Origin of the sequence: Actinoallomurus liliacearum (genome assembly GCF_039542035.1) — a bacterium.
GTDB classification, from domain to species: Bacteria; Actinomycetota; Actinomycetes; order Streptosporangiales; family Streptosporangiaceae; genus Actinoallomurus; species Actinoallomurus liliacearum.
On sequence record NZ_BAABHJ010000030.1, the window covers coordinates 19,161 to 44,233 of the forward strand.

At 71.1% G+C, this 25,073-nt stretch carries 26 protein-coding genes; 12 read left to right on the forward strand and 14 right to left on the reverse strand.

Annotated features, from left to right (window positions below; all coding sequences use genetic code 11):
* Nucleotides 1-220: 220 nt before the first annotated feature.
* A complete protein-coding gene (locus ABD978_RS34020; RefSeq protein WP_345363926.1) occupies nucleotides 221-673 on the reverse strand; it encodes a DUF5709 domain-containing protein in 453 nt (150 codons plus the stop codon).
* 157 nt (nucleotides 674-830) lie between these two features.
* On the opposite strand from ABD978_RS34020, the gene ABD978_RS34025 reads away from it, so the two are divergent.
* The gene (locus ABD978_RS34025; protein WP_345363928.1) at nucleotides 831-1,175 is read left to right on the forward strand and encodes a hypothetical protein; all 345 of its coding nucleotides are present in this window, start codon (nucleotides 831-833) and stop codon (nucleotides 1,173-1,175) included.
* A gap of 38 nt (nucleotides 1,176-1,213) precedes the next feature.
* Here ABD978_RS34025 and ABD978_RS34030 read toward each other — a convergent pair whose 3' ends face one another.
* From ABD978_RS34030 to ABD978_RS34070, 9 genes are all read right to left on the reverse strand, one after another.
* Nucleotides 1,214-2,053 carry a 5-oxoprolinase subunit C family protein gene (locus tag ABD978_RS34030; protein ID WP_345363930.1) on the reverse strand — a complete coding sequence of 280 codons (840 nt, stop codon included), beginning with the start codon at nucleotides 2,051-2,053 and terminating at the stop codon, nucleotides 1,214-1,216.
* Between the two features lie 8 nt (nucleotides 2,054-2,061).
* Nucleotides 2,062-2,703 carry a 5-oxoprolinase subunit PxpB gene (pxpB, locus tag ABD978_RS34035; protein WP_345363931.1) on the reverse strand — a complete coding sequence of 214 codons (642 nt, stop codon included), beginning with the start codon at nucleotides 2,701-2,703 and terminating at the stop codon, nucleotides 2,062-2,064.
* Complete coding sequence (locus tag ABD978_RS34040; RefSeq protein WP_345363932.1) at nucleotides 2,700-3,443, reverse strand: LamB/YcsF family protein; 744 nt, start codon at nucleotides 3,441-3,443, stop codon at nucleotides 2,700-2,702. Before ABD978_RS34040 ends, pxpB begins: the two co-directional genes overlap by 4 nt.
* Entirely contained in the window at nucleotides 3,440-4,225 is a 786-nt protein-coding gene (locus ABD978_RS34045) for a putative hydro-lyase (RefSeq protein ID WP_345364180.1), read from the reverse strand. Before ABD978_RS34045 ends, ABD978_RS34040 begins: the two co-directional genes overlap by 4 nt.
* Before the next feature lie 36 nt (nucleotides 4,226-4,261).
* Nucleotides 4,262-5,080 carry a TetR/AcrR family transcriptional regulator gene (locus tag ABD978_RS34050; RefSeq protein ID WP_345363934.1) on the reverse strand — a complete coding sequence of 273 codons (819 nt, stop codon included), beginning with the start codon at nucleotides 5,078-5,080 and terminating at the stop codon, nucleotides 4,262-4,264.
* Between the two features lie 8 nt (nucleotides 5,081-5,088).
* Nucleotides 5,089-6,588 (reverse strand): hypothetical protein, encoded by a 1,500-nt coding sequence (locus ABD978_RS34055; RefSeq protein WP_345363936.1) that lies wholly within the window; start codon nucleotides 6,586-6,588, stop codon nucleotides 5,089-5,091.
* A gap of 121 nt (nucleotides 6,589-6,709) precedes the next feature.
* Nucleotides 6,710-6,961: a hypothetical protein gene (locus tag ABD978_RS34060; protein WP_345363938.1), complete on the reverse strand. Its 252-nt coding sequence runs from the start codon at nucleotides 6,959-6,961 to the stop codon at nucleotides 6,710-6,712.
* Between the two features lie 81 nt (nucleotides 6,962-7,042).
* The gene (locus ABD978_RS34065) at nucleotides 7,043-7,780 is read right to left on the reverse strand and encodes a cytochrome b/b6 domain-containing protein (RefSeq protein WP_345363940.1); all 738 of its coding nucleotides are present in this window, start codon (nucleotides 7,778-7,780) and stop codon (nucleotides 7,043-7,045) included.
* Nucleotides 7,781-7,803: 23 nt separating this feature from the next.
* Entirely contained in the window at nucleotides 7,804-8,490 is a 687-nt protein-coding gene (locus ABD978_RS34070) for a molybdopterin-dependent oxidoreductase (RefSeq protein WP_345363942.1), read from the reverse strand.
* Between the two features lie 159 nt (nucleotides 8,491-8,649).
* Between ABD978_RS34070 and ABD978_RS34075 the strand changes: the two genes are divergently transcribed.
* The 3 genes from ABD978_RS34075 to ABD978_RS34085 all read left to right on the forward strand — a co-directional run bounded on the left by ABD978_RS34075 (nucleotide 8,650) and on the right by ABD978_RS34085 (nucleotide 13,531).
* Nucleotides 8,650-9,222: an HhH-GPD-type base excision DNA repair protein gene (locus ABD978_RS34075; RefSeq protein ID WP_345363944.1), complete on the forward strand. Its 573-nt coding sequence runs from the start codon at nucleotides 8,650-8,652 to the stop codon at nucleotides 9,220-9,222.
* Between the two features lie 430 nt (nucleotides 9,223-9,652).
* Nucleotides 9,653-11,710 carry a SpoIIE family protein phosphatase gene (locus tag ABD978_RS34080; RefSeq protein WP_345363946.1) on the forward strand — a complete coding sequence of 686 codons (2,058 nt, stop codon included), beginning with the start codon at nucleotides 9,653-9,655 and terminating at the stop codon, nucleotides 11,708-11,710.
* 198 nt (nucleotides 11,711-11,908) lie between these two features.
* Nucleotides 11,909-13,531, forward strand: a complete 1,623-nt coding sequence (locus tag ABD978_RS34085; protein WP_345363948.1) for an RNA polymerase sigma factor — start codon at nucleotides 11,909-11,911, stop codon at nucleotides 13,529-13,531.
* Nucleotides 13,532-13,782: 251 nt separating this feature from the next.
* On the opposite strand, the gene ABD978_RS34090 is transcribed toward ABD978_RS34085, so the two are convergent.
* The 4 genes from ABD978_RS34090 to ABD978_RS34105 all read right to left on the reverse strand — a co-directional run bounded on the left by ABD978_RS34090 (nucleotide 13,783) and on the right by ABD978_RS34105 (nucleotide 17,030).
* Nucleotides 13,783-14,505, reverse strand: a complete 723-nt coding sequence (locus tag ABD978_RS34090) for a YaaA family protein (protein WP_345363950.1) — start codon at nucleotides 14,503-14,505, stop codon at nucleotides 13,783-13,785.
* 198 nt (nucleotides 14,506-14,703) lie between these two features.
* Nucleotides 14,704-14,934: a DUF7455 domain-containing protein gene (locus ABD978_RS34095; protein ID WP_252778596.1), complete on the reverse strand. Its 231-nt coding sequence runs from the start codon at nucleotides 14,932-14,934 to the stop codon at nucleotides 14,704-14,706.
* Between the two features lie 132 nt (nucleotides 14,935-15,066).
* Nucleotides 15,067-16,131, reverse strand: a complete 1,065-nt coding sequence (locus ABD978_RS34100) for an ABC transporter permease (protein WP_345363952.1) — start codon at nucleotides 16,129-16,131, stop codon at nucleotides 15,067-15,069.
* Nucleotides 16,128-17,030: an ABC transporter ATP-binding protein gene (locus ABD978_RS34105; protein WP_345363954.1), complete on the reverse strand. Its 903-nt coding sequence runs from the start codon at nucleotides 17,028-17,030 to the stop codon at nucleotides 16,128-16,130. The genes ABD978_RS34100 and ABD978_RS34105 overlap by 4 nt, the downstream gene beginning before the upstream one ends.
* Nucleotides 17,031-17,217: 187 nt before the next feature.
* Between ABD978_RS34105 and ABD978_RS34110 the strand changes: the two genes are divergently transcribed.
* The 8 genes from ABD978_RS34110 (at nucleotide 17,218) to ABD978_RS34145 (ending at nucleotide 25,029) form a co-directional block, all read left to right on the forward strand.
* Nucleotides 17,218-19,311, forward strand: a complete 2,094-nt coding sequence (locus ABD978_RS34110) for a DNA gyrase/topoisomerase IV subunit B (protein ID WP_345363956.1) — start codon at nucleotides 17,218-17,220, stop codon at nucleotides 19,309-19,311.
* 676 nt (nucleotides 19,312-19,987) lie between these two features.
* Nucleotides 19,988-21,154 carry an RNA-guided endonuclease InsQ/TnpB family protein gene (locus ABD978_RS34115; protein ID WP_345363958.1) on the forward strand — a complete coding sequence of 389 codons (1,167 nt, stop codon included), beginning with the start codon at nucleotides 19,988-19,990 and terminating at the stop codon, nucleotides 21,152-21,154.
* 99 nt (nucleotides 21,155-21,253) lie between these two features.
* Nucleotides 21,254-21,403 (forward strand): hypothetical protein, encoded by a 150-nt coding sequence (locus ABD978_RS34120; protein WP_345363960.1) that lies wholly within the window; start codon nucleotides 21,254-21,256, stop codon nucleotides 21,401-21,403.
* Nucleotides 21,404-21,571: 168 nt separating this feature from the next.
* A complete protein-coding gene (locus tag ABD978_RS34125; protein ID WP_345363962.1) occupies nucleotides 21,572-22,048 on the forward strand; it encodes a hypothetical protein in 477 nt (158 codons plus the stop codon).
* Nucleotides 22,045-23,208 (forward strand): sensor histidine kinase, encoded by a 1,164-nt coding sequence (locus ABD978_RS34130; protein WP_345363964.1) that lies wholly within the window; start codon nucleotides 22,045-22,047, stop codon nucleotides 23,206-23,208. Before ABD978_RS34125 ends, ABD978_RS34130 begins: the two co-directional genes overlap by 4 nt.
* Nucleotides 23,205-23,861, forward strand: a complete 657-nt coding sequence (locus tag ABD978_RS34135) for a response regulator transcription factor (protein WP_345363966.1) — start codon at nucleotides 23,205-23,207, stop codon at nucleotides 23,859-23,861. The genes ABD978_RS34130 and ABD978_RS34135 overlap by 4 nt, the downstream gene beginning before the upstream one ends.
* Before the next feature lie 155 nt (nucleotides 23,862-24,016).
* A complete protein-coding gene (locus ABD978_RS34140; protein WP_345363968.1) occupies nucleotides 24,017-24,373 on the forward strand; it encodes a hypothetical protein in 357 nt (118 codons plus the stop codon).
* Between the two features lie 116 nt (nucleotides 24,374-24,489).
* Nucleotides 24,490-25,029 carry a GNAT family N-acetyltransferase gene (locus ABD978_RS34145; protein ID WP_345363970.1) on the forward strand — a complete coding sequence of 180 codons (540 nt, stop codon included), beginning with the start codon at nucleotides 24,490-24,492 and terminating at the stop codon, nucleotides 25,027-25,029.
* Nucleotides 25,030-25,073: the final 44 nt, after the last annotated feature.

Genomic DNA, 25,073 nt, shown 5'->3' on the forward strand with positions numbered 1-25,073 from the left:
GGATGACTGGGGCGACGACTCCGGCGTGAACATCAGCAACGAGAACAACGACATTGTCGGCTCTGCGGGTGGCACGATCTTCGGCTGATCATCGGATCGACGCGGGGTGGACGAGACGCCCTGCCCACGACCCTCAGGGGTGCGGAACATGCGTCTCCGCACCCCTGAGCGTTGATGCCGGTCCCGTGGCGAGCCGCGATGAGGGTCGGTCGGGTGGCGCTCAGGCGCCCTCGTCCTCGATGCGCATGGCCTGCTCCTCGGGTGAGAAACCGGCCTGATCGGGTCCGACGTCCTCGGCGACGGCGTCCTTCTCCGTGTCGGCACGGACGCCCTCGTCCGGTTCGACCAGCCGGCCGGCCCGGCGCGGCGTCTCGTTCTCCCGGACAGGGTCGAAGTCGCGCTCCTCGGCGTCCGGCCGGTCCTCGCGCCGGCGGCGGCCGCCGAGCGCCGGATCGGGCTGTTCTCTTCTCAGGCGGGCGTCCAGGGACTCGCCCTCCCGCTGCTCATCGGCGGTGGTCCCGAACTCCTCGACGCCGACAGGCTCGTCCCGGGGGACCGGGGCGCGCTGCGGGTCCTCCGCCCACTGCCGCTCTGGGTAGGAGTCCTCCAGGTCGGGGATCCCCTCCTCCTCCAGCTCCGAGTACGGATCGGGATCCGGATGCGGATGTGTCATCGGTCTCTCCATCGTCCGTCGAATGCGTTCGAACCAGGCCCATGCCCACGAATCGGCCCTCCTCACCTGCGGCGGACGGCTGTGGGCGAGGTTTGAGACGACGCCCGGAGGGCACCCGGACATCTCGTCAGCGACGCGATCGATCAGGAGGGTTGTCATGAACGGGCGCGAAGGCGGACCGACGGCGCACCGTGCTCCGGAGGACCTGAACCAGGAGGGCGCGCCGCGCGCCACCGGGCCGGACCCCGCGTGGGCCGCGCGCGACACCCAGGCGCTGACCCAGGACCAGATGATCGTGTACGAGGCGCTCGCCACCGTACGGCGGCCGATGAGCGCCGGCGACGTCGCCGCGACCACCGGCAAGGACGAGGAGACGGTACGGGCATGCCTCCGCGTCCTCGCGGAGCGGAAGATGATCGTCGACGGTGACGACGGGATCGTCATCGGCGACAACGACTGGGACGTGCGCGGCGCCCACCCGACCGCCTCCCGCCGCGACTGAGCCGTGTTTGAGAACCCTCCGGCCGCGCCCGGCCGGTGTCAGGAGGGGGTGATCAGCCGGAACCGGACGCGCTGCCCCGGGCGGAGCTGCGCGGCCCGGCCGAGGTCCGCGCTCGTCACGACGGCCGCGACCGGATAGCCGCCGGTGGTCGGATGGTCGGCGAGGAAGATGATGGGCAGGCCGTTCGGCGGCACCTGCAGCGCGCCGGTGACCATCCCCTCGCTCGGCAGTTCGCCCTCCCGCCGCCGTACGAGCGGCCGCCCCTCCAGGCGCACCCCGACCCGGTTGCTGTGCGAACTGACCTCATAGCCGCCCCGGGTGAGCGGTTCGAGGCTCTCGAACCAGTCGTCGCGCGGTCCCGGCAGGATCCGCAGGACCGGTTCGTCCTCCGGCTCGTAGCCGGGCGCGTAGTCCACGGTGATCGGCTCGGACGCGCGGCCCACCGCCAGCCGGTCCCCGGCGGTCAGCGGGTCGGGCCCCAGCCCGGACAGCAGGTCCGTCGAGCGGCTGCCGAGGACGGGCGGGACGTCGATCCCGCCCCGGACGGCGACGTACGTGCGGACCCCCGCGGACGGCGTGCCGAACTCCACCGCGGTGCCCGCCGGGACGTGACAGGGGGCGTTCATCGCGCCGGGACTCACCCGTACCGGCGCGCCGGTCACGGCGATCCACGCCGGCGCGTCGAACCGCAGCGCGGCCCCGCCGAAGGTCAGCTCCAGGCCGGCGGCGTCCTCGGGGTTGCCGACCAGGCGGTTGGCCAGCCGCAGGCCGGCGGCGTCCGCCGCGCCCGAGCGCGGCACTCCCAGGTGCGCGTATCCGGGACGGCCCAGGTCCTGCACCGTGCAGAGCGGGCCGGGACGGAGCACCTCGATCGCCACGACACCCCCTAGCCCGCGCGGACCCGGCCGAGGCCGGCACCCCGGACCGTGGCCCGCTCGGCGACGAACCGGACGCGGACGCCGGGCCGCAGCAGCGACGGCGGATCCCGGTCGATGTCCCACAGCGTCATCGTCGTACGCCCCAGCAGCCGCCAGCCTCCCGGCGACGGCGTCGGATACACCGCGCCGTACGGGCCCGCGATGGCGACCGAGCCGGCGGGCACCGCCGTACGCGGGGAGTCCCGGCGGGGCACGTGCAGGGCCTCGTCCAGCCCGGTGAGATACCCGAAGCCCGGGGAGAACCCGAGGTAGGCGACGACGTACTCGGCGCCGGCGTGGCGCGCGACCACCTCGTCCCGGGACAGCCCGGTCAGCCCGGCGACCTCGTCCAGGTCCGCGCCGTCGTAGACGACCGGGAAGCGCACCGGCTCGGCCGAGATCTCGTCGAGCTCCGGGAGCACCAGCTCGGCGAGCAGCGCCCCGAGCCGGCCGACCTCGGCGCCCGGCCGGACCGTGACCAGGACCGTCCGGGCCCCCGGCACGACGTCGACGACCTCCGGCGGCGCGAGCCCGAGCACGGCGGCGTGCACGCGGTGCGGCGCCTCCGTCTCGATCAGCAGCGCCGCGTCGCCGACGCGTCGTACCTTCACGCGAACGACCTCAGGGGAACGGCGGCGTTCTCCAGCGCCTTCCGGACCGCCTGCGCGAGCTCCACGGCGCCCGGCGTGTCGCCGTGCACGCAGATGGACCGGGCGTCGACCCGGATCCGCGTGCCGTCCGTGGCCTCGACCACGCCCTCGACGGCCATCCGCAGCGCCCGGTCGGCCACCTGCGCGACGTCCTCGATCACCGCGCCGGGCTCACGGCGGGACACGAGCGTGCCGGCGGGCGTGTAGGCGCGGTCGGCGAAGCACTCGTTGACGATCGTCAGGTCCGTCACCTCGTGCAGCTTGGACCCGGGGAGCGTGAGCACCGGCAGCGCCGGGTCGTACGCCTCGACCGCGGCGGCCACCGCCTCGGCCTGCACCGGGTCGCGGACGATCCGGTTGTACAGCGCGCCGTGCGGCTTCACGTAGCGGACCCGGTCGCCCTCGACCCGGGCGATGCCGTCGAGCGCGGCGATCTGGTAGAGCACCTCGGCCGTCAGCTCCTCCGGGGCGACGTCCATCTCCCGGCGGCCGAACCCGGACAGGTCGCGGTAGGACACCTGCGCCCCGATGACGACGCCGCGCTCGACCGCGGCCGCGCACGTACGGCGCATGATCACGGGATCGCCGGCGTGGAAGCCGCACGCCACGTTGGCGCTGCTCACTATGGACAGCAGGGCGAGATCGTCGCCGAGCCGCCAGGGCCCGAGCCCCTCCCCGAGATCGGCGTTGAGGTCGATCATGTAAACAGGCTCTCCTCGGATCTGTCCGTGATCAGCATCCGTCCCGGCGCGTGCGTGATCGCGAACGGCGGAGCGCTCGCCATCACCACCGCCTGCGGGGTCACGCCGCAGGCCCAGAAGACCGGGACGTCGCCGGTCTCGAACTCAACGCTATCGCCGAATTGGGGGAACGCGAGGTCCGCGATGCCGAGTTCTGCGGGGTCGCCGACGTGGACCGGGGCGCCGTGCATCGCCGGGTACCCCGCGGTCACCTCGACCGCGACGTCCACCAGGTCGGCGGGGACCGGCCGCATCGACACGACCAGCGGGCCGGCCAGCCGACCCGCGGGCCGGCACTCCCGCGACGTGACGTACATCGGGACGTTCCGGCCCTGCTCGATGTGGCGCAGCGGCACGCCCGCCGTCGCGAGCGCCGCCTCGAACGTGAAGCTGCACCCGATGAGGAACGCGACCAGGTCGTCCCGCCAGTACTGCGTGACGTCGGGCACCTCGGCGGCGAGCACGCCGTCCTGGTAGATCCGGTAGGCGGGCAGGTCGGTCCGCAGGTCGGCGGCGGCGACCTCGCGGGCGTACGGGTCGCCGGGGTCGGTGACCTCCAGGATCGGGCAGGCCGCCGGATTGCGCACCGCGAACAGCAGCGCGTCGAAGGCCAGGTCGCGGGGGACGGCGAGGAGGTTCGCCTGGACGTAGCCCCGGCACCAGCCGCTCGTGGTCACCGGCGTCTCGCCGGTCCGGAACACCTCACGAGCCTGAGAGGGGGTGAGGATCGCGGGTTGATCCATGGTCGTCATGGCGGGTTCATGCCCACTGGACGCGGTTTACAGCGTGCTCGGCGCGTCCGTCTCGTCGTAGGGGCGCCTCGCGGCCGGAACCGGCCGCGAGGCGGTCCGATCGACCTCGGCCGTGGACTCCGGCCGTCTCGCCGAGGACTCCGGTGGCCGTACCGCGGGCCTCGCCGCCGGCTCCCACGGGCGCGCCGCGGACTCGGGAGGCCGTGCCGTGGATTCCGGCGGCCGTGCCGCGGGTCCGCTCGGGGCCGTCGCCCGGAGGGCGCGCAGCAGCCGCGTGACCGTGTCCACCATCGCCTTGATCGTGCCGGGCCGCGCCTCGACGAGGTCCTGGGCGATCATTCCCTCGACCGTGGCGACGAGGATGTCGACGTCCGCCGGCGAGTGCGGGTAGCCGCCCTCCTTCAGCACCTCGGTGACGGCCTCGTGGCGGACGGCGCTCCAGGTCCGCGCGAGCGGCCGGAACGCGGGCTCGCGGCCCACCTGGAAGTACAGCTCGCACAGGGCGAGGTGGCGGCTGCGCTCCGCCTCGTCGAAGGGGGCCAGGGCCCCGACGACGACGTCGGCGACCGCGGCGGGCCCGGCGCCGGCGACCGGCCGCAGGCGTTCCCGTACCGCCGCCACGCCGCGCGCGACGAGCCGGGTGAACGCCTGCGTCAGCAGGTCCTCACGGGAGCCGAAGTAGTACGTGGTCGCGGCGAGGGGCAGCGCGGCCCGGTCCGCGACGGCCCGGTGGGTCACCTGCGCGGGCCCGCCCCTCTCGAGAAGGTCGACGGCCGCGTCGAGCAGCGCCTCCTTGCGCCGCCGGCCGCGCGCCTGCGCCGGCTCCTGGCGGATCGCCCCGGTCACCGCGACCTCTAGGACAGGTCGGGGGCGTCCCGCAACGCGAGGAGCGCGGCGCGGAGCGCCCGGGGGTCGCCGTCGGTGTCGCGGAGGATGGCCATGAACCGGTGCAGGATGGAGTGGCGGTCGTGCCCGCGGTCGAGCAGGCGCTCCGCCACCGTCCACAGCTGCGGCGGGTCGCCGTCCCAGATGCGGGCGGCGAGCCGGAGGTGGGCCTCGATGTGCGCCGGATCGGCGTCCGGGTGCTCGAACCGCAGGAGCAACCGCCGGTCCGCGTCGACGGACGGGTTCAGGCGGGTCAGGTCGATGTCGGCGTTGCCGCCGGTCAGGAACGGGAACGCGAAGGCACGCCGGGCGAGGGCCTCGAGGTCGCCGTCCGGCAGCAGCCGCTGGACCAGCTCCCGGTCGAGCCCGAACGTCGTCGGGTCGCGGTACGCCTCGGCGAACTTGCCGGTGATGTCCCAGACCTTGTCGAGGGTCTGGCGGACGCCCTCCTCGGGCAGCCCCGTCCGCCGGCTCGCCCAGCGCACCCACGCCGCGAGCACGTGCGGCATCGCCTCCTGCTCCTCCGGCGACAGCATCACCTTGCGCGGCAGCCAGTGCAGCAGGAACATCTCGCACTTGACCGGGCTGACCCGCAGCGGCCGGCCGAAGTCGCGGTCGCAGCCGTAGTCGATGATGCGGTCGACGCAGCGGCTCGCCGCGGAGCGGTCCGACAGCTCCTCGGCCTCGTCCGAGGCGAGGAACTGCGCCGCCATCGTGGCCCGGCGGTCGTGGCCGTAGACGGGCGGGACGGGGGAGCGGCCGCCGGGCGGCAGCGCGCGCACCCGCGCCCGCACGAACGCGTGGTAGTTGCCGAAGGTCTCCTTGACCGGCGGGTCCTCGGTGTCGTCCGCCACCGCGAGGGCCCGCTCCAGCCGTGCGCGGGCGGTCGCCGCGGGGATCGGCTCGAACCGCATCAGGGGGTTCTCCTCGGCCTCCTTGCGGCAGTAGCCGAGCAGCTTCTCCACCTGCGAGGACACCCACGCGTCGACCACCATGCCGCGCTCGTTGTGGTCGATCACCACGACGAGCGCGTGGCGCTCCTCGCCGCCGTAGGTGTAGATGCAGACGATCGAGTCCTGGTCCCCGTAGACGTCGCGGGAGACGTGGCACTCCTCGCAGACGACCATCCCGACGCGGTCGGCCCAGCCGGGCCGCGCGACCCCGGCCTCCATGAGCGGCAGCGCGGCGCGCTCGGCCTTGGCGGCCTGCCGCGGCGTGCCCAGGGCGGAGATGCCGGTGAGCAGCGCGAGGGCCGCCGGCGTACGGGCCGTGGCCGCGTGGTCGACCAGCGCCTCCCCGATGACCTTCTCCACGTCGTCGTGCGCGAGCCGCTTGCCCCACCAGGTGCCGAGCATCTCGCTGACGATCAGCTCGGCGTCCAGCGGGCTGCGGACGGCCAGGAGCTCACGCGCGGCGCGGAGCATCTCGGCGAACACGGCGTCCGGCGGCGGAGCGGGGCGCCGTGTCATGCGGCCTCCCCGGTACCCACCTCGCGCAGGTCGCTCACGGTCTACCTTTTCGGAGTACGTCCCGAAGCGCGCCCGTGACGGGTGCGCGAGGGATTAGTGGTCCAGTGTCCGACCACTCACCCTACTCGCCCGGCAGGGGTTCGGGTCGGCGTCCCGAGGGTGGTTCCGACTTGATCATCGACATCAGGTGCTCGCGCGCGACCGCCTCGACCAGCCTCGGCGTCAGATCGACCCCCAGGTGCCGAGCCCGCAGCCGGACGTCGCGGACACACCGCTCCACGGCGTCCGTGGGGATCGAGGGGAACTCCCGGCGGAGCCGCCCGATCACCGGGTCTCGTACGTCGGCCTGCCAGACCAGCTGCGTCGAGGTCATGCGGACACCTCTCGCACCAGACGATCTCAGTCCACCTGCGTCCCGCTCAGCGCCCAATCTCGATCCTCCCCCGAAGAAGTGTCAAGACCTCCGGGGGGACAGGTCGTCCTTGCCCTCTTCGGTGTTCCCGGAGGGGGCGGTGACCTCACCAGATCCACCGTAATTTCCCCTCGAACGGGGACGGGGCTGGTCAGGGTCGTCCATTCCGGGAGCCTCCGCCGCGCGGGTCTCGTCGAGCCAGGCCGGGTGATGGCGGGCCGCCCACTCCGGCGTGACGCGTCCGGTGAACATTCCGGACAGGGCTCCAGGGTCCCTCAGGGCGTACCAGAGATGGCCGAGGATCACGACGAAGACCGCCAGGGTCAGCCAGTCGTGCACGAACGTCGCGCCGGTGCGGAAGGTGTCCGGCCACGGGTGCGGGAAGGCGAGGATCACCCCGGTGCCCAGCATGACGAGGATCGCGCCGGCGACGAACGCCGCGTTCAGCTTCTGGCCCGCGTTGAACTTGCCGACCGGGTGGATCCCGCGGCCGCCGACCGTCGCGCGCCGGTCCCGGCCCCGGAGCCACCGCCAGTCGTCGGGGGAGAACCGGTCGAGCCGGCGAACGTCGCCCCGGAACGCCCGCGAGGCCCAGCCCAGCAGCGCGGGCACCGGCAGCCCGAACCCGGCGAGCAGGTGGATCATCCGGATGAGGTGGCGGCGGCCGACCGCCTCGGCCAGCGCCGGCACGTACAGCATGGCCGCCGTGACGAGGCAGACGAGCATGAGGAGGGCCGTCACGTGGTGCACCCCCCGTACGGCGCGGGCGAAACGGATCATGAACCCTCCTTTGCCCCGCTCGGTCATGACGTGTACCCGTTCGACCGGCCGACCCAGGCGTCGACGTCGTAGCCGCGCGTCTCCCAGTACCCCGGCTTGACCGTGGGGACCAGGTCGATCCCGCCGAGCCACTTCGTCGACTTGTAGCCGTACATCGGCGCGACGTACATCCGCACCGGGCCGCCGTGTTCGTGGCTCACCGGGCCGCCCAGCATGCTCGTGGCGACGATCACGTCGCGGCGGCGCGCCTGCTCCAGCGTGAGCGTCTCGGTGTACGCGCCGTCGAACGAGGTGAACCGGACGCCCCTCGCCCCCGGCCGTACGCCCACCACGTCCAGGAGGTCGGGCAGGGCCACGCCCGCCCAGGCGACGTCCGGCACGGTCCAGCCGGTGACGCAGTGGAACGTGTCGGTCATCCGGGTCTGCGGCAGCGCCTGCAGGTCGGCGAACCGGAAGGTCCGCGGGTGCTCCACCAGGCCGCCGACGGTGAGGCGGTAGTCCGCCGGGTCGACGCGCCGCACCGAGTCGACCACGGAGTAGAAGCGGAAGCCGCCGGCCGCCGGGATCAGTCCCGAGACCCGGCCGCCGACGGGTCCCACCGCGCGGTTGAGGCCGCTCTGCACGCGCGCGCCGATCACGACGCCCACGGCCCCGATGCCGACCATGCCGAGGACGACGCGTCGGCCGACAGGTGTTCCTTCGCCGGTCATGTCCCTATTCGAGCACCGTCGGCGCCGCGCCGGAACGGCGACGGGCGACACGTTCGCGAACCGTCACATCTACGGCGGGTGGCCACCACGTTGTGACCCCGGGTGACCGGCGGCGCTCGCAGGGTGCAGGATGAGGGGCGAACGCTCCCGGAGGACGCCATGACGATCTCGCTGCCCATCGATCCCGAGGCCAACGCGCTGCTCAACCGCAGTCCGCTGGCCCTGCTGATCGCGATGCTGCTCGACCAGCAGGTGCCCCTGGAACGGGCGTTCGCGGCGCCGTGCGAACTGGCGCGGCGGCTCGGGCGCGACCTCGACGCCGAGGAACTGGCCCGGTACGACCCTGACGCGCTCGTGGCGGTCTTCGGCGAGCGGCCCGCGCTTCATCGGTACCCCAAGGCGATGGCGGGCCGTGTGCAGGCTCTCAGCCGCGCGGTGCTGGAGCGGTACGACGGGGCGGCCGAGCGGGTCTGGACGGAGGCGGCGACCGGCCGGGACCTCCTGGCGCGGGTCGGGGACCTGCCCGGCTTCGGCGATCAGAAGGCCCGCATCTTCGTCGCGCTGCTCGGCAAGCGGCTCGGCGTACGGCCCGAGGGCTGGCGCGCGGCGGCCGGCCACTACGGCGACGAGGGCGCGTACCGCTCGGTGGCCGACATCGTCGACGAGGAGTCCCTGGGCCGGGTCCGCGCCTACAAACAGGAGATGAAGGCCGCGGCGAAGGCGCGGGCCTGAGAGATGTGGCTCACTTCCACGGCGCGGTGCTCGATTTACAAAGCTTGTCAAACAGGGAAATGTGCCGCGAAGACGACGGGCCACCGGAACGGCGCCTCCGTACCGTTCAGCGCCCCGTCCCGGCGACACGGGACTCGCCGAGATCGGGGATGTCGCCCGCCCGATGGCGATCGGCCCCTATCATCATGCTTCCCGCCGGATACGCGGCCTCGTGCCGAGTGCCCGGCGGGTGACCGGAGGGCGCGCCCGCGCGGTCGCCGGAATAACGTTGCCGCACGGGGCTTCCGTCGGCGCCGAAGCATCGAGATGATGAAAACCTGACTCCGAGCGGTGTTGTGATGGAGGCGGGAGCGCTAGCCTGCTCCCATTCACCCATAGTGATGCGGAAATGCCTCGCAGTAGGGCCGAGCGCGCGACGGAGGTGTCGACGGTGAGCACCGATACGTCTGTGCCGCACCCCCGGATCTCTGGCCTCGACGCGTCGGATTCGGCGCTGCTCACCACGTTGCTTCGGGAGGCTCCGATCGGCTTCGCGCTGTTCGACACCGACCTGCGCTTCAAGCGGGCCAACGACACGCTGGCGCGCATGCACGGCGTGAACGTCGCCGACCTGGAGGGCGGCCGGGCCGCCGAGGTCATCCCCGGGGAGCTCGGCGGCGTCATCGAGGCGTCCGCCCGCAAGGCCCTGGAGGAGGACCGCACGGTCGCGGACGTCGACCTGTCCCTCGGCGACCGGCACTGGGCGCACTCCTGGTTCCCCACGCACACGGCCGAGGGCGAGGTGTCCGGGGTCGTGATGGTCGCGGTCGACGTCACCGACCGCGTCCTGGCCGAGCGGTCGATCCGCCGCAAGGAGGAGCGCTACCGCTCCCTCGTCGAGGCCAGCTCCCAGGTGGTCTGGGTGACCACGCCCGCGGGCGAGGTCGTCGACGACGCGCCCGAGTGGCGCGCCATCACCGGCCAGACGCACGAGGAGTACGCCACCGAGGGGTGGCTGGGCGCCGTGCACACGGAGGACCGGCCGCGCATCGAGGAGACCTGGCACGCCTGCGTGGCGAACGACCGGATCTTCGAGGCCACCTACCGCATCCGCACCCGCGCGGGCGGTTACCGCAACTACGACGTGCGGGCCGTGCCGATCCGCCGCGACGGCGAGATCGTCGAGTGGGTCGGCGCGAACACCGACGTCACCGGCAAGCGCGAGGCCGAGGAGATGCGCGGCCGGCTCACCGAGCAGCTGTCGGCCGCCGCGCTGCGCACCGCACGGCTCCAGCAGGCGACGTCCATGCTGGCCGAGGCGCTGACCGTCAACCAGGTCGTCTCGGTGATCACCGAGGTCGGCCGCTCGGCGATCGGCGCCGACCGGTCCGCCGTCGCCCTCCTCGAAGAGGACAAGCTCCGCCTGCGCATGATCACGCCGGGCGGCATCCCGGAGCTCCCCGGCCCCGCCCGGGAGGAGATCGGCATCGACGGCGCCAGCGTGATGTCGATCGCGGTCCGCGAGCGGCGTCCGTTCCTCGCCGAGAACCCGGTCAGCCTGCGGCTCCAGCTCCGCGGCGACGAGATCGCCGACTTCGTCCGGCGCACCGACGAGCGCGCGTGGGTCGGCCTGCCACTGCTGGCCGCCGGCCGTGCGCTCGGCGCGCTGCGGTTCTCCTTCACCCGGCCGCGGGAGATCACCGAGGAGGAGCGCGTCTTCCTCGAGGCCCTGGCCGGTCAGTGCGCGCTAGCCGTCGAGCGGGCGACCCTGTTCGAGCGGGAGCACAAGACGGCGGAGGCGCTGCAGCGCAGCCTCCTGCCGGACCGTCTCCCGCAGCTGCCGCCGATCCGCCTGGCGGCCCGCTACCACCCCGCCACGCGGCACGTTCAGGTCGGTGGCGACTGGTACGACGCCTTCCCGATCGGGGACGGCCGGGTGGCGATCGCGATCGGCGACGTCATGGGCAAGGGCGTCAAGGCCGCCGCGGGCATGGGCCGGGTGCGCAACGCGCTGCGCGCCCTCGCGCTGAACGACCCGCGTCCGTCCGCGGTGATCACCGGCCTGGACCGGCTGTTCGCCGCCACCGAGGGATGGGAGCAGATCACCACCCTGGCGTACGCCGTCATCGACCCCGCGACCGGCGAGGGATCGATCAGCAACGCGGGCCATCTGCCGCCGTTGCGGATCCTGCCGGACGGCCCGCCGCGGGTCAGCACCGCCGAGGCGGGCACCCCGCTCGGCTGGCCCTCCGAGCGAGAAGAGACAAGTTTTTCCGTTCCACCCGGCAACACTGTGGTCTTCTACTCCGATGGACTGGTGGAGAACCGTAGACGGGGGCTCGACGCCGGTCTCGACGAGATCGTGTCGATCGCCGCCGCTGCCCCATCGGAGGTGCTTGCCGATCCTGAGATACTCGTTGACTTCTTGGTCGACCGGATGCTGGCCGGGTACGACCATGATGATGACGTGACAGTACTTGCCCTACATGTTCCGCCGAAGACGGCGTAGCACGTACGAAGGACCGCTCAGTGCCCTCTAAGGTGGGTGTCACCGGGCAGGACTCCACCGCGCGGAATACGCGGGCGTGCCAGACTGCTAAACCGACAGTGAAGCAGGGGTACGCTGCTCAGCGCAAAGGGCCTGCAGGGCCGGCGCCCGACAGAGCACTGGGTAAACATAGCCACACGTTTCGTTCGAGAGGTGTTTGTGTCGCCTGCGAGTTCGACCTCCAAGCCGTCCGAGCTGCACGAGCACGTTGTCAGGCAATTGATCGAGCGTGGGCGTTCCCAGGGCTACCTCGAGGCCGATGACGTGCGCCGTGCGTTCGAGGAGGCCGACATTCCCGTGTCGAAGGCCTCGAGCATCTTGCGGAGTCTTAGCAAGGAGGGTGTGACCGTCATGGTGAGCGCTGCCGACTCCGCGGCGCCTAAGCGCGCGCGCAACAGCAGCAAGCGCGCGACGCCCGCGACCAAGAAGCCCAAGACGACCACCGCCGCCGCAAAGGAACAGGACACGGTCACCGCCGTCGTCGAGGACGACGCCGACGTGCCCGCGCGGCCCGCACGTGCCAAGAAGACCACGGCCAAGCCCAAGAAGGCAACGCCCAAGAAGAAGACCGAGCCCGCGGTCGCCAAGAAGGCGGCCAAGGAGCCGGAGGACTCCGACGAGGTCACCGACGACGCCGAGCTCGAGGTCACCGACCTCGACGACGCGGACCTCGCCGACCTCGAGGACGTCGCCGACGACGCCGACCTGGACACGGGAGACGACGCCGACGCCGCCGTCGAGGCCGAGACGGAGACCGAGGACGCCCCTGCGGCGGCCGCCACCGACAAGAAGCCCACGTCGGAGGACGACTCCTTCGTCATCGGAGACGACGACGAGGACGCCCCGGCACAGCAGATCGCCGCGGCCGGCGCCACCGCCGACCCGGTGAAGGACTACCTCAAGCAGATCGGCAAGGTCCCGCTGCTCAACGCCGAGCAGGAGGTCGAGCTCGCCAAGCGCATCGAGGCCGGCCTGTTCGCGGAGGAGAAGCTCGCCCTCGAGCGGCACACCCTGGAGTTCCAGGTCCTCGAGGACCTCGAGTGGATCGCCGAGGACGGCCGCCGGGCCAAGAACCACCTGCTCGAGGCCAACCTGCGGCTCGTCGTCTCGCTCGCCAAGCGTTACACCGGGCGCGGGATGCTGTTCCTGGATCTCATCCAGGAGGGCAACCTCGGCCTGATCCGCGCGGTCGAGAAGTTCGACTACACCAAGGGTTACAAGTTCTCGACCTACGCCACGTGGTGGATCCGGCAGGCGATCACCCGCGCCATGGCCGACCAGGCGCGCACGATCCGCATACCGGTCCACATGGTGGAGGTCATCAACAAGCTGGCCCGCGTCCAGCGCCAGATGCTCCAGGACCTCGGCCGCGAGCCGACCCCGGAGGAGCTGGCCAAGGAGCTGGACATGACGCCGGAGAAGGTCGTCGAGGTCCAGAAGTACGGCCGGGAGCCGATCTCGCTGCACACCCCGCTCGGCGAGGACGGCGACAGCGAGTTCGGTGACCTCATCGAGGACTCCGAGGCCATCGTGCCCGCCGACGCGGTCAGCTTCACACTGCTGCAGGAGCAGCTGCACTCGGTGCTCGACACGCTGAGCGAGCGGGAGGCCGGCGTGGTCTCGATGCGGTTCGGCCTGACCGACGGCCAGCCGAAGACGCTGGACGAGATCGGCAAGGTCTACGGCGTGACCCGCGAGCGGATCCGTCAGATCGAGTCGAAGACGATGTCGAAGCTGCGTCATCCGTCGCGGTCGCAGGTGCTGCGCGACTATCTCGACTGAGGCGGCTGAGCCACTCCTCGCCTAACGATCGGATAACGAAAGGGTCCGGACGGGAGTTCCCGTCCGGACCCTTTCGTATGCCTCGCGCGTGCCCGCTTTCGTGCGTACGAGGCCGTCTTCGCGCATGTGGGGCCGTCTTCAACGCGTACGGCGTCGTCTTCGGTGCGTACGGGGTCGGCTTCGCGTGCGTACGGGTCGTCTTCGCGCGCGTACGACGGCGGCGCGGTGCTGCCCCGCGTGGGTCGGTGGGATCAGCGGGCGATCACGTCGAGGTCGGTGCCGTTGAGCTCGGCGGTGTACCCGACGTCCCGTACCGTCTTCAGGAGCTCCTCCGGCGTCGCCGGGTCAGCGCCGTTCGCCAGCAGGTCGCGGGCCAGCGCCCCGCGCGTCGCCTTCGCCATGTGACTGACCACCGTGCGCCGGCCCTCGTGCTCCCGGAACACCCGGACCCGGACCGCCGGGGCCTTCCACGCGGCCGCGTACGGCGCCGAGCGCATGTCCACCAGGAGGCCGTCCGCCGGGAGGGTCGCGGTCAGCGCCGGGCGCCATACGGCCGCGAGAGGGCCGAGAGGCGGCAGTTTCACGCTCATGGACAGTCGGTACGGGGGGACGCGGTCCGCGGGCCGCAGCGCGCCCCACAGCGCCGAGAAGATCAGGACGGAGCGGGCGGCACGCTCCGGGTCGAGGGTGGGCAGGCCCAGGTTGTCGTACAGGACGCCGGTGTAGAGCCGCGACGCGGGCAGCGTGGGCGCGGTGCGCAGCGCGCGGTTCCGGTCGATCTCCCCGGCCTGCCCGGCGGACAGTCCGAGGATCTGCCGCGTGTCCTCCGCCGGGCCGTCGCACAGGGCCCCCAGCGCGCCGAGCACCCGCTCACGGGTGTCGGTCAGGCGGGGAAGGCTCAGCGCGGACAGGTCCAGCGGCGGCCCGTCGCCGTCGGCGGCCTTGCCCTCGGACGGGGGCAGCAGGATCAGCATCGTCCTCCTTCGCCGGCGTCGTCTCCGTCGGCTCATCGGCGGCGGGTCACCGGGGGTGACCGTGAGAGCGGTTCCTCGGCAGGATGTCACAGCGGGTGACGGTGCGGTCGCAAGGGTCGTGCCGCGGGAAACGTGAGACGGCGGCCACCCTGGCTGGGTGGCCGCCGTCTCATGGATTATCGGGTCGGCTGGCCTGGCCTACCGCTCGTCCTCCGGTGGGGGTGCAGGGGTCTCAAGCAGCCGGTCGGTTTCGTCGTGAATCTCGGCGCCCTTCGCACGAAGCGTTTCGCCGTACTTACGGCCATGGTGCGCACAGAACAGCAACTCTCCGCCGCCCGCGAGGACCGCGCGGACGTAGGCCTGAGCACCGCAGCGGTCGCAGCGGTCCACGGCCGTCAGCGGCTTGGTTGGGGCAAGAGCTCCAGTCACGTCGCCTTCCTCGTCTCGGGGTCGGTCGCTTAGGACAACATCTAACCTGACGCGGACGTTCCCATGCGGGTTCTGTGTACGCCCAGAGCGGAATACCCCCTCAGGTGACAAAAGTCACGGTCACGCCGATTGTCAGATTTGTTCCCAGCGGAACACCCGAACGGCGATCAGCGTGGCCACAACGGCGAATCCCAGCAGGACGCCCATCTGCGGCAGGACGGACGCCGGCCCCTCCCCGCGTACGAGGACCTTGAGCATTCCGCTGTTCAGATGCCGCAACGGGAAGATCTCCGAGATGATCCGCAGCCACCGGGGCGCGTCGTCGATGTTGAAGAACGACCCGCCCAGGAAGGCCATCGGCAGCACGACGATCTGCGTGACCCCCTGCGCCGCCTCCTGCGTCTTCGCCCAGGCCCCGATCAGCATCCCGAGGGCGAGGAAGGCCAGCACCCCGCACAGCACCATGGGGATCGCCATCCACCAGTAGTGCGCGAGCTTCAGCCCGAAGAACGGCATGGTCGCCACGCCGATGAACAGCACCGTCTGCACCAGGGCCACCCCCAGGCTGACCACGACCCGAGCGGCGAACACGCTGCGGATCGGCACCGGCGACAGGCGCAACCGGCGAAGGAGGCCCTTCGTCCGCCATGTCACGAGTGTGGTGGACGCGCCGAACATGCCGGCCGAGGCGAGGGCCCATCCGAGCAGGCCCGGGGTGATGTACTGGATCGGCTTGAGCGACTGGTCCTCGACCTGCTCGCTCTCCAGCCGATACTTCGGCGCCCTGCCGGACGCCGCCTGGTTCGCGGCCTGCACCAGGCCCTCGAGCTGCCCCTGGGTGGTGCCCGCCTTGACCTGGTCGGCGGCCGAGTAGTGGACCACCACCTGATCCCCGCTCTGCTCGATCGCCGCCGAGTAGTCGCCCTTGCGCACCTTCTCCAGGGCGGCGTTCCGGTCGGAGACCTTGGTGAACTTCAGCGACTTGCCGACCCCTGCCCGCATCTCCGCCGGCATCTGGTCCACGATCGACACCGACCCGATCTCCAGGACCTTCGACTTCGGCGTCGACTGCCGGGCGAAGATTCCGCCGATGACCAGCAGGAACAGCAGGGGCAGGGCGATCGTGAAGAACAGCGCGCCCCGGTCCCGGCGGAATCCGAGGAACATCGCCCGCGCCAGGCTCTTGAAACCGCTCACGCCCGATACTCCCGCCCGGTCAGGTTGAGGAAGACGTCTTCGAGAGTGGCGCCCTTGATCTGGACGCCGTCCAGCGCGCCGCGGCCGGCCAGCGCCGATACGACGGAGGAGGGGTCACGGGTCGCGATGACGAGCGAGACGCCGTCGTCGGTGACGTCGTCGACGCCCGGCAGCGTACGGGCCTCGGCCTCGCTCAGCACGCCGCTCACCACGCCGATCCGCGTCGCGGCGTCCAGGCCGCGGACCAGCGCGGCGGGCGGGCCGCTCCGCAGGATCCGGCCCCGATCGATGATCGCCACCCGGTCGCACAACGTCTCGGCCTCGTCCATGTAGTGCGTCGTGAGGACGACCGTGCGGCCCTCCGTGTTGATCGCCCGCAGGACGTCCCAGAGGTTGCGGCGCGCCTGAGGGTCCAGCGCCGCCGTCGGCTCGTCGAGGAACACCAGTTCCGGCTCGTGCACCAGCGCGCAGGCGATCGACAGCCGCTGCGCCTGGCCGCCGGACAGCTTCTCCACCGGCGTCTCGGCCTTCTCCGTCAGGCCGACCGTCTCCAGCATCGCGTCGGCCTTGCGGTCCGGCACCCCGTACAGCGAACCGAAGGTCCGCAGCTGCTCGCGCGCGGTCAGCCGTTCGAAGAAGGAGGACGCCTGCAGCTGCACCCCGATCCTCGGCAGCAGTTCGGGATCGCGCGGCCACGGCGACCGGCCGAGCACCGACACCTCACCGCCGTCCGCCTGGCGCAATCCCTCGATGATCTCGAGAGTCGTCGTCTTCCCCGCGCCGTTGGGCCCGAGGATGCCGAAGAACTCTCCCTCCTCGACGGACAGGGTCACTCCGTCGACCGCTTTCACGTCGCCGTACCGCTTTCGAAGGTCTTTGGCGACAATCGTGTTGGGCATGCCTGAAGATTAGGAAGGCCTTGATCACCGAACACCCCCCTACCGGTGGATTCCACCGTCTGGACCGTCGTGCGGCCATCTCCGCCTGAGGGTGGAGGCCGTATCGGACCGGCGCGCCGGTCCGCGTAGTGTCGGTCCCGGCGGGTAGCCTGCTGCCCGCACGCCCTACCCCCGAGGAGCACAGCCGTTGACCGCCGCCACCATCACTGCTGAGGACCCGCACGGATACACCGCGCGGCACCTGTCGGTGCTCGAAGGTCTCGAGGCCGTCCGTAAGCGGCCCGGGATGTACATCGGGTCGACCGACAGCCGCGGCCTCATGCACTGCCTATGGGAGATCATCGACAACTCCGTCGATGAGGCGCTCGGCGGTTACTGTTCGCGTATCGACGTCTTCCTGCGGGCCGACGGCTCGATGGAGGTCTGCGACGACGGCCGTGGCATTCCGGTCGATGTCGAGCCCAAGACCGGGCTCACCGGCGTCGAGCTGGTCATGACCCGGCTGCACGCGGGCGGCAAGTTCGGCGGCATCTCCTACACCGCTTCCGGCGGCCTGCACGGCGTCGGCGCGTCCGTGGTCAACGCCCTGTCGGCCCGGCTCGACGTCGAGGTCGACCGTGACGGCCACACCCACGCGATGAGCTTCAAGCGCGGTCTGCCCGGCGACTTCGCCGCCGAGGGGCCCGACGCGAAGTTCACCAAGAAGCCGGCGAAGCAGCGGGGGCTGCACCAGACCAAGCGGGTCGCCAAGGGCGTCACCGGCAACCGCGTGCGCTTCTGGCCCGACCGCCAGATCTTCCTCAAGGACGCCGCGATCGCCGGCGACACCGTCATCGACCGCATGCGGCAGACGGCCTTCCTCGTGCCCGGCCTGACCATCACGGTCCGCGACGAGCGGGGCGAGGAGCCCGTCGAGCACGAGTTCCGGTTCGACGGCGGCATCAGCGAGTTCTGCGACCACCTCGCGAGCGACCCGCCGGTCTGCGACGTGCTGCGCATCCAGGGCCGCGGCCACTTCACCGAGACGGTCCCGGTCCTCGACGAGCAGGGCCACCTCACCCCGACCGACGTCGAGCGCGACATCGACGTCGACGTCGCGATGCGGTGGGGCGGCGGCTACGACACGATCACCCGGTCGTTCGTCAACGTGATCGCCACGCCCAAGCACGGCACGCACGTCACCGGCTTCGACCGCGCCCTGATCAAGATCATCAATGAGCAGCTGCGCGCCACCAAGCTGCTGAAGAACAGCGACGAGCCGGTCATCAAGGACGACATCCTCGAGGGCCTCACCGCCGTCGTCACCGTGCGTCTGCCGGAGCCGCAGTTCGAGGGCCAGACCAAGGAGGTCCTCGGCACCTCGGCCGCCACCCGCATCGTCTCCCAGGTCGTCTCCCGGGAGCTGAAGGAGGCGTTCGACAGCCCGAAGCGCGGCCAGAAGCAGCAGATGCGCGCCGTCCTGGAAAAGATCGTCGCGGCGTCCAAGGCACGCATCGCCGCCCGCCAGCAGCGGGAGAACCAGCGCCGCAAGAGCGCCCTGGAGAACTCCGCGCTCCCCGCCAAGCTGGTCGACTGCCGCACCGCCGACGACCGCAGCGAGCTGTTCATCGTCGAGGGCGACTCGGCGCTCGGCACCGCCAAGCTCGCGCGAGACTCCGAGTTCCAGGCGCTGCTGCCGATCCGCGGCAAGATCCTCAACGTGCAGAAGGCGTCCGTCGCCGACATGCTCAAGAACGCCGAGTGCGCCTCCATCATCCAGGTCATCGGCGCCGGCTCCGGCCGCACCTTCGACCTCGACTCCGCGCGCTACGGCCGCATCATCCTGATGGCCGACGCGGACGTGGACGGCGCGCACATCCGGTGCCTCCTGCTCACGCTGCTCCACCGCTACATGCGGCCGATGCTCGAGGCCGGACGCGTCTTCGCCGCCGTTCCGCCGCTGCACCGGATCGAGCTCGTCAAGCCCAAGAAGGGCCAGGACAAGCACATCTACACCTACTCCGACACCGAGTTGCGCAAGAAGCTCGTCGAGTTCGAGCGACGCAACGTCCGGTGGAAGGAGCCGATCCAGCGCTACAAGGGCCTCGGTGAGATGGACGCCGACCAGCTCGCCGAGACGACCATGGATCCGCGCCACCGGATGCTCCGCCGCGTCCGCATCGAGGACGCCCAGGAGGCGGAGAACATCTTCAACCTGCTGATGGGGTCCGAGGTCGCGCCGCGCCGCCAGTTCATCGCCGCCGGCGCCGCCGAACTCGACGACTCCCGCATCGACATCTGACACCCCCGGCGGGCTGCGACGACGGCCCACTCACCCCGGTCGGGGCGAGCGGGCCGTCGTCGCTTTTCTCCGATGCCCGGGTGATCGGGCGGCCCGGTGTAGTTCTTGCGGGCCTTTGCGGTGGCGTAGCGGTGCGGGTCGTCGCCGAACTATGCGAGCCCCCGGGCGCCGAAGATGGGCCCCAGCGCAGGTTGGACAAGATGATCTCAGCGGCCGGGTGCTGCCCAAAATGGGCTGCTGGCCAAGATGGCCGGCACACAGCGCGGCCCGGAGTGTGGCCGTCTTGCCCGCCACGTTCTTCCGGCGGGCGCGTTTCAACGCGGCGCTGATCTGCGGAATCGTCTGCCGGGCGGCCAGCACGGGGGTGGGGCCTTGCCGAGCAGTTCCAGGGTGCCGGCAGCGTCCAGGTCCTCGAGCGCGGCCAGCGCAGCGGGGAAGTAGTCCCGCAACGCGTGCCGCAGCCGTTGGTCTGCCGGGTCAGTTCCTAGATCAGCGTTTTGTGGGTGCGGGCCACGACCTCGATCGCCTCAGCCCCGGTGCTGTCCCCGGCCACCGGCCGCACCTTCCTCGCCTCGATCGCCGTACGGGGCGGGGCCGTGGCATGCGGGGCAGGGGCAACGCCAGCATCCTTCGCTTTCCACCGTGGTGACATAAAGCGATGATATAGTTACGCATCGTGAAGGTTGTGGCGCAGGTCAAGCTGATGCCGACGCCGGTGCAGGCGGCGGCGCTGAAACACACCCTGCGCACGGTCAACGAGGCCGCATGCTGGGTCTCTGGCGTGGCGTTCGAGCGTGGTGTGCCTCGTGAGTACGAGCTGCGCAGGCACACCTATGCCGAGCTCAGGGAACGTGGTCTGGGGGCGCAGGCCGCGCAGCATGTGATCAAGAAGGTCCGGGAGGCCTACACCAGCCTGCACGCCAACCTGCGGGCCGGGAACCTGGGCAAGAAGGGTTCCAAGCGGCGGATCAAGGCCGAGTCCAAGCCGATCACCTTCCGGCCCCAGGCCGCGCAGCCGTATGACGATCGATGCTTGTCATGGCAGTACGACGCCCAGACCGTTTCGATTTGGACGATGGCGGGCCGGTTGAAGGGCGTGCGTTTCGCCTGCTCGCCGAACGGGCTCAAGCAGCTGATCGCTCACCGCAAGGGCGAGAGTGATCTCATCGAACGCGATGGCGTGTTCTACCTGATCGCGACGTGTGAGGTGCCCGAGGTCGACGCCTCCGATCCGGACGCCTTCATCGGGGTGGATCTGGGCATCGTCAACATCGCCACCACCTCCACCGGTTACCGGGCCGCCGGACGCACGCTGAACCGCTACCGCAGGCGGCAGTTCGCGCTGCGGGCCAAGCTGCAGAAGAAGCGCACGAAGTCCGCCAAACGCCTGTTGAAGAAACAGCGCCGGAATGAATCACGGCGAGCCAAAGACATCAACCACTGCGTATCCAAGACGATCGTGACCGAGGCTGAACGCACCGGGCGCGGCATCTCCCTGGAAGACCTCACGGGGATCCGTGACCGGGTACGGCTCCGCAAGCCCCAACGGGTCGCACTTCACTCCTGGGCCTTCGCCCAACTTGGAGACTTCATCGTCTACAAGGCACGCCGGGCCGGTGTTGCCGTTGTGTTCGTCGACCCGGCGTACTCCTCCAAGCAGTGCGCCGAGTGCGGGCATATCGACCGATGCAACCGAGTGTCTCAAGCCTTGTTCACCTGTCGGGGCTGCGGCGTCGTTGCGCACGCGGACCGGAATGCTTCCCGTGTTCTAGCCCGAAGGGGTCAGGATGCGTGGGATGCGGGGCGGACGTCACACGTCCCGGCCACCAGCCTGCGAAGCTGATGGCCAAGACGCGGCAGACCACCTCACAGCCAGTGAGGCTCTAGCTGCAAGCTCGGTTCTTAGGGACCAGAAGTTGACAGTGCTGCTTAGGGTGTGCTTGTGGTCGACGATGAGATGGTGGTGCATGGCGGTCTCGTTCTGCTGCTCGCGCTGTTGGCCGGTATTGATGTCGGGTCGGCGGCCAGCGGTGCTGGAGCGTTCCGCGCCGGCTGCGACGGCTGCTCCCGGGATCCTCCGGTGGCGCACTGAACAGCAGGGATCTCTGGCGATCGCCGAGCCCTCGTCCCCGCCGGTCACCAGGGATCGCCCGGCACGCGGCTCCGGTGCGGGTGCTCGTCTCCACCCCCGGGTGGAGGGCGCCGGAATCCAACCCGGCTCCGATTCGTCTCGGCCGGGGGGATCCCTACCGTCGAGGTCATGCACGAGCTACTCAACGGGCTGATCGTCGTCGCCGTCGTCGTCTTCGTGATCGTCCGTCGGTTCACGGCACGGCGCGTCGACGAGTCGCGGTTCCTCGTTCTGCCGCTGATCGTCGCCGTCATCGGCCTGACCCGCGGGAACCTCCTCGACACCCACCACCAGATGCTCAGCGCCGGTCTGCTGGCCGGGGAGGTTTTCGCCGCGCTGCTGCTCGGCCTCGGGCTCGGCGCGACCATGCGTGTCTGGCGGGCGTCCGACGGCTCGCTGTGGAACCGGGGCACGTGGGCGACGTTCGGCGTCTTCCTCGCGTCCGTCACCGTGCGGAGCGGCATGGCGGCGGCCGGCTACGCGACCGGAGTCAGGACCGGCAGCGGAGCCATCCTCCTGTCGGTCGCCGCCTGGATGCTGACCCAGAATGCCGTACTGATGTGGCGGGCGCGCACGCTTCCGGCCCGGGTTAGCGTGAATCTGTGATCGGAGAGCGGTTCGGCCGCGACCTGCGCGCCTCGGCGGGTTCGGTGTATGCGGCGATCGGCGGCAGAGAGGGCGGGGAGCGGTCGCTCATCCGGGTCGTCGCGCTTGTGGCGGGGCTCGTCTGGTTCTGCTACGCGATGCTGCACGGACCTAAACGGCCTGGCCTCGGATTGCAGCCGGCGGACCTCGTCCTCACGGCCGGGACGTTCGCCGGGGTCATCACCCTCGTCATGGGCGTCGTGGTCTACCGGCGGGCTTGGCCGTACGGCCACCTCTTCTATACGGCGAGCGCAGTCGCGGGCGTCATGCTGTACCTGATCGGGCCCAACAGACCGGCCAGCGCGTTGTTGTTCGCGGCGTGCGGGTTCGTCTCGTCGCAGTATCCCACCCGCGCCTCACTGCCGACGGTCGTCGTGACCGGGTTCGGAGTCGGCGTCGGCATCGAGCTGCAGCACCGGCCGTTCGGTGACCTCTGGACGATCGTCGGCCTGGTCGGCATGTTCGCGGCGCTTCGCGCGGCCAGGGCTCAGGAGGCGGCGAAGCGGACCGAGCAGCAGAACCTTGTGCTGGCCGAACGCGCCCACATCGCCCGGGAGATCCACGACATCCTGGCGCACGCTCTGTCCGCCCAGCTCGTGCACCTGGAAGGGGCCCGGCTGCTGATCGCGAACGGCCGGACGGAGGAGGCGCTCGACCGGGTCGAGCGCGCCCGCGGCCTGGCCCGCAGCGGGCTGGAGGAGACGCGCCGGGCGCTGGCCACCTTGCGCGGGGACATTCCGCCGACCGACGAAGTCCTCCGTGAGCTCGCTGATGAGCATCGGTCCCTCACCGACGTCCGCTGCCAGGTGACGATCACCGGGCAGCCCCGCGAGCTGGAACCGAAGGCGGCCCTGGCGATCATCCGTACGGCGCAGGAGGCACTGACCAACGCCCGTAAGCACGCTCCGGGCGCGGACGTCGCGATCGACCTGCGCTACCTCGACGACCGGTGCGAGCTGGAGGTCCGGGATACGGGCAGTACGGGGCCCGGGCCGCTCGCCGGGACCGGGGGCGGCTACGGTCTGGTCGGAATGCGGGAGCGTGCCGAGTTGATCGGTGGCACACTCGACGCCAGTCCGGAGGGAAAGGGTTTCCGAGTGCTGCTGAGAGTGCCGCGATGACGCGCGTGCTGGTGGTCGACGACCAGACGGTGGTGCGTGACGGCCTCGTGCTGCTGCTCGGGCTGTTGCCGGGCATCGACGTGGTCGGGTCGGCGGCCGACGGCGAGGAGGCGGTACGCCTGGTCGACGAGCACGAACCGGAGGTCGTGCTGATGGACCTGCGGATGCCGCGCGTGGACGGGGTGGAGGCCACCCGGCGGATCAAGGCGGCCCACCCGGCGGTGCAGGTCGTCGTGCTGACGACGTACAGCGACGACGAGTCGGTGTTCGCCGCCCTGCAGGCGGGCGCGCGCGGCTACCTGACGAAGGACGCCGGCGCGGAGGAGATCGCACGGGCCATCGCGGCCGTCCGGGACGGGGCGGCGCAGCTGGACCCGTCCGTGCAGCGGCGGCTCGTCGACGCACTCGCCGCGGGGGGACAGCCGCAGCGCCGCCGGAAGGGCGACCTGCCGGACGGCCTGACCCAGCGCGAGGCGGAGGTCCTGGCGCTGATCGCCGAGGGGAAGTCGAACGCGGAGATCGCCCGGGAGCTGTTTATCAGCGAGGCCACGGTGAAGACCCACATCAACAACCTGTTCGCCAAGGCGGGGCTGCGCGATCGGGCGCAGGCCGTGACGTACGCCTACCGGAACGGACTCGCATCGCCGAAATGATCCGCCCGGTTGGGGATACAGCGGCAACAGGGGCTTATCGAAAGGCAAGGGGTCGGTGTGTTTCCGGCCGTCGGCTGACATTGGCGGTGACAGTGGGTCCTTTGTCGACTACTGTGCGCGATTGGTCGGACTGAATGCCTTTCCAAGGAGGCCGCATGCGGAATTCCCGCATGATCGCTGAATGCCTGCGTCGTCACGCTTGGTGGCGACTCAACCGAGCCGACGCACGCGACGACGGGCGGAACGCGCGGAGCGCGGTCGCCCTTCTCGACGCCGCGGCGTACGCCGTGGCCCTTCCGGACGACGCGGCGGTCATCACCCGTCTCGCCGCGGCCGGGTGTTTCTCGGGTGACGAGTTCCAGCTGAACGAGGTGGCCGAGCGCATCGTGCGCTTCTGGCACTACGAGGAGGTGATGGGCGGGCCGGCCGACCTGCTGACGGCCATCGCGGAGACCGTGCAACCTCCCAAGATCCCCGCGCAGCGGGACGGCGGCCGCTCGCTGCGCCGCTGAGACCGCGGGCTCGCCCGCCACTCCTCCGCGCCGGGCGGATGATCGGATGTCCGTCTCCACCGTGGCGGCCATGATGGCGGGATACCCATCTCCGTCGCGGGGGCCATGATGGCGGGATGCGCATTCGTGTGGCCCGTGTCGACGAGCTTCCGATCCTCCAGGACATCGAGGTGGCCGCCGGGCGGTGTTTCCGTGACGTCGGCATGCCGGAGGTCGCGGGGGATGAGCCGCTCCCGCTCGCCGAGCTCACCCGGTATCAGGAGGCGGGGACGGCCTGGGTCGCGGTGGACCCGGCGGATCGGCCGGTGGCCTACCTCATCGCCGTCCGCATCGACGCCGGAGTGCACGTCGAGCAGGTGTCGGTCCATCCCGGCAGCGCGCGGCAGGGCGTGGGCCGATCACTCCTGGACCATGCGGCGGCCTGGGCCGAGGCGGAGGGGGCGCCCGCGCTCACCCTGACGACCTTCGAGGACGTTCCGTGGAACGCCCCGTACTACGTGCGGTGCGGATTCCGGCGGCTGGCCGAGGCCGAGCTCAGTCCCGCGCTGCGGGCGATCCGCCGGCGGGAGGCCGCGCACGGCCTCGACCGGTGGCCTCGTGTCTGCATGACGCGCCCCCTCGGCGGCGGCTCCGCGGCACGGGACACCGGCCGGTGAAAGAGAGGGGCGGCCCGTGACGGGCCGCCCCTTCGATGATCCGT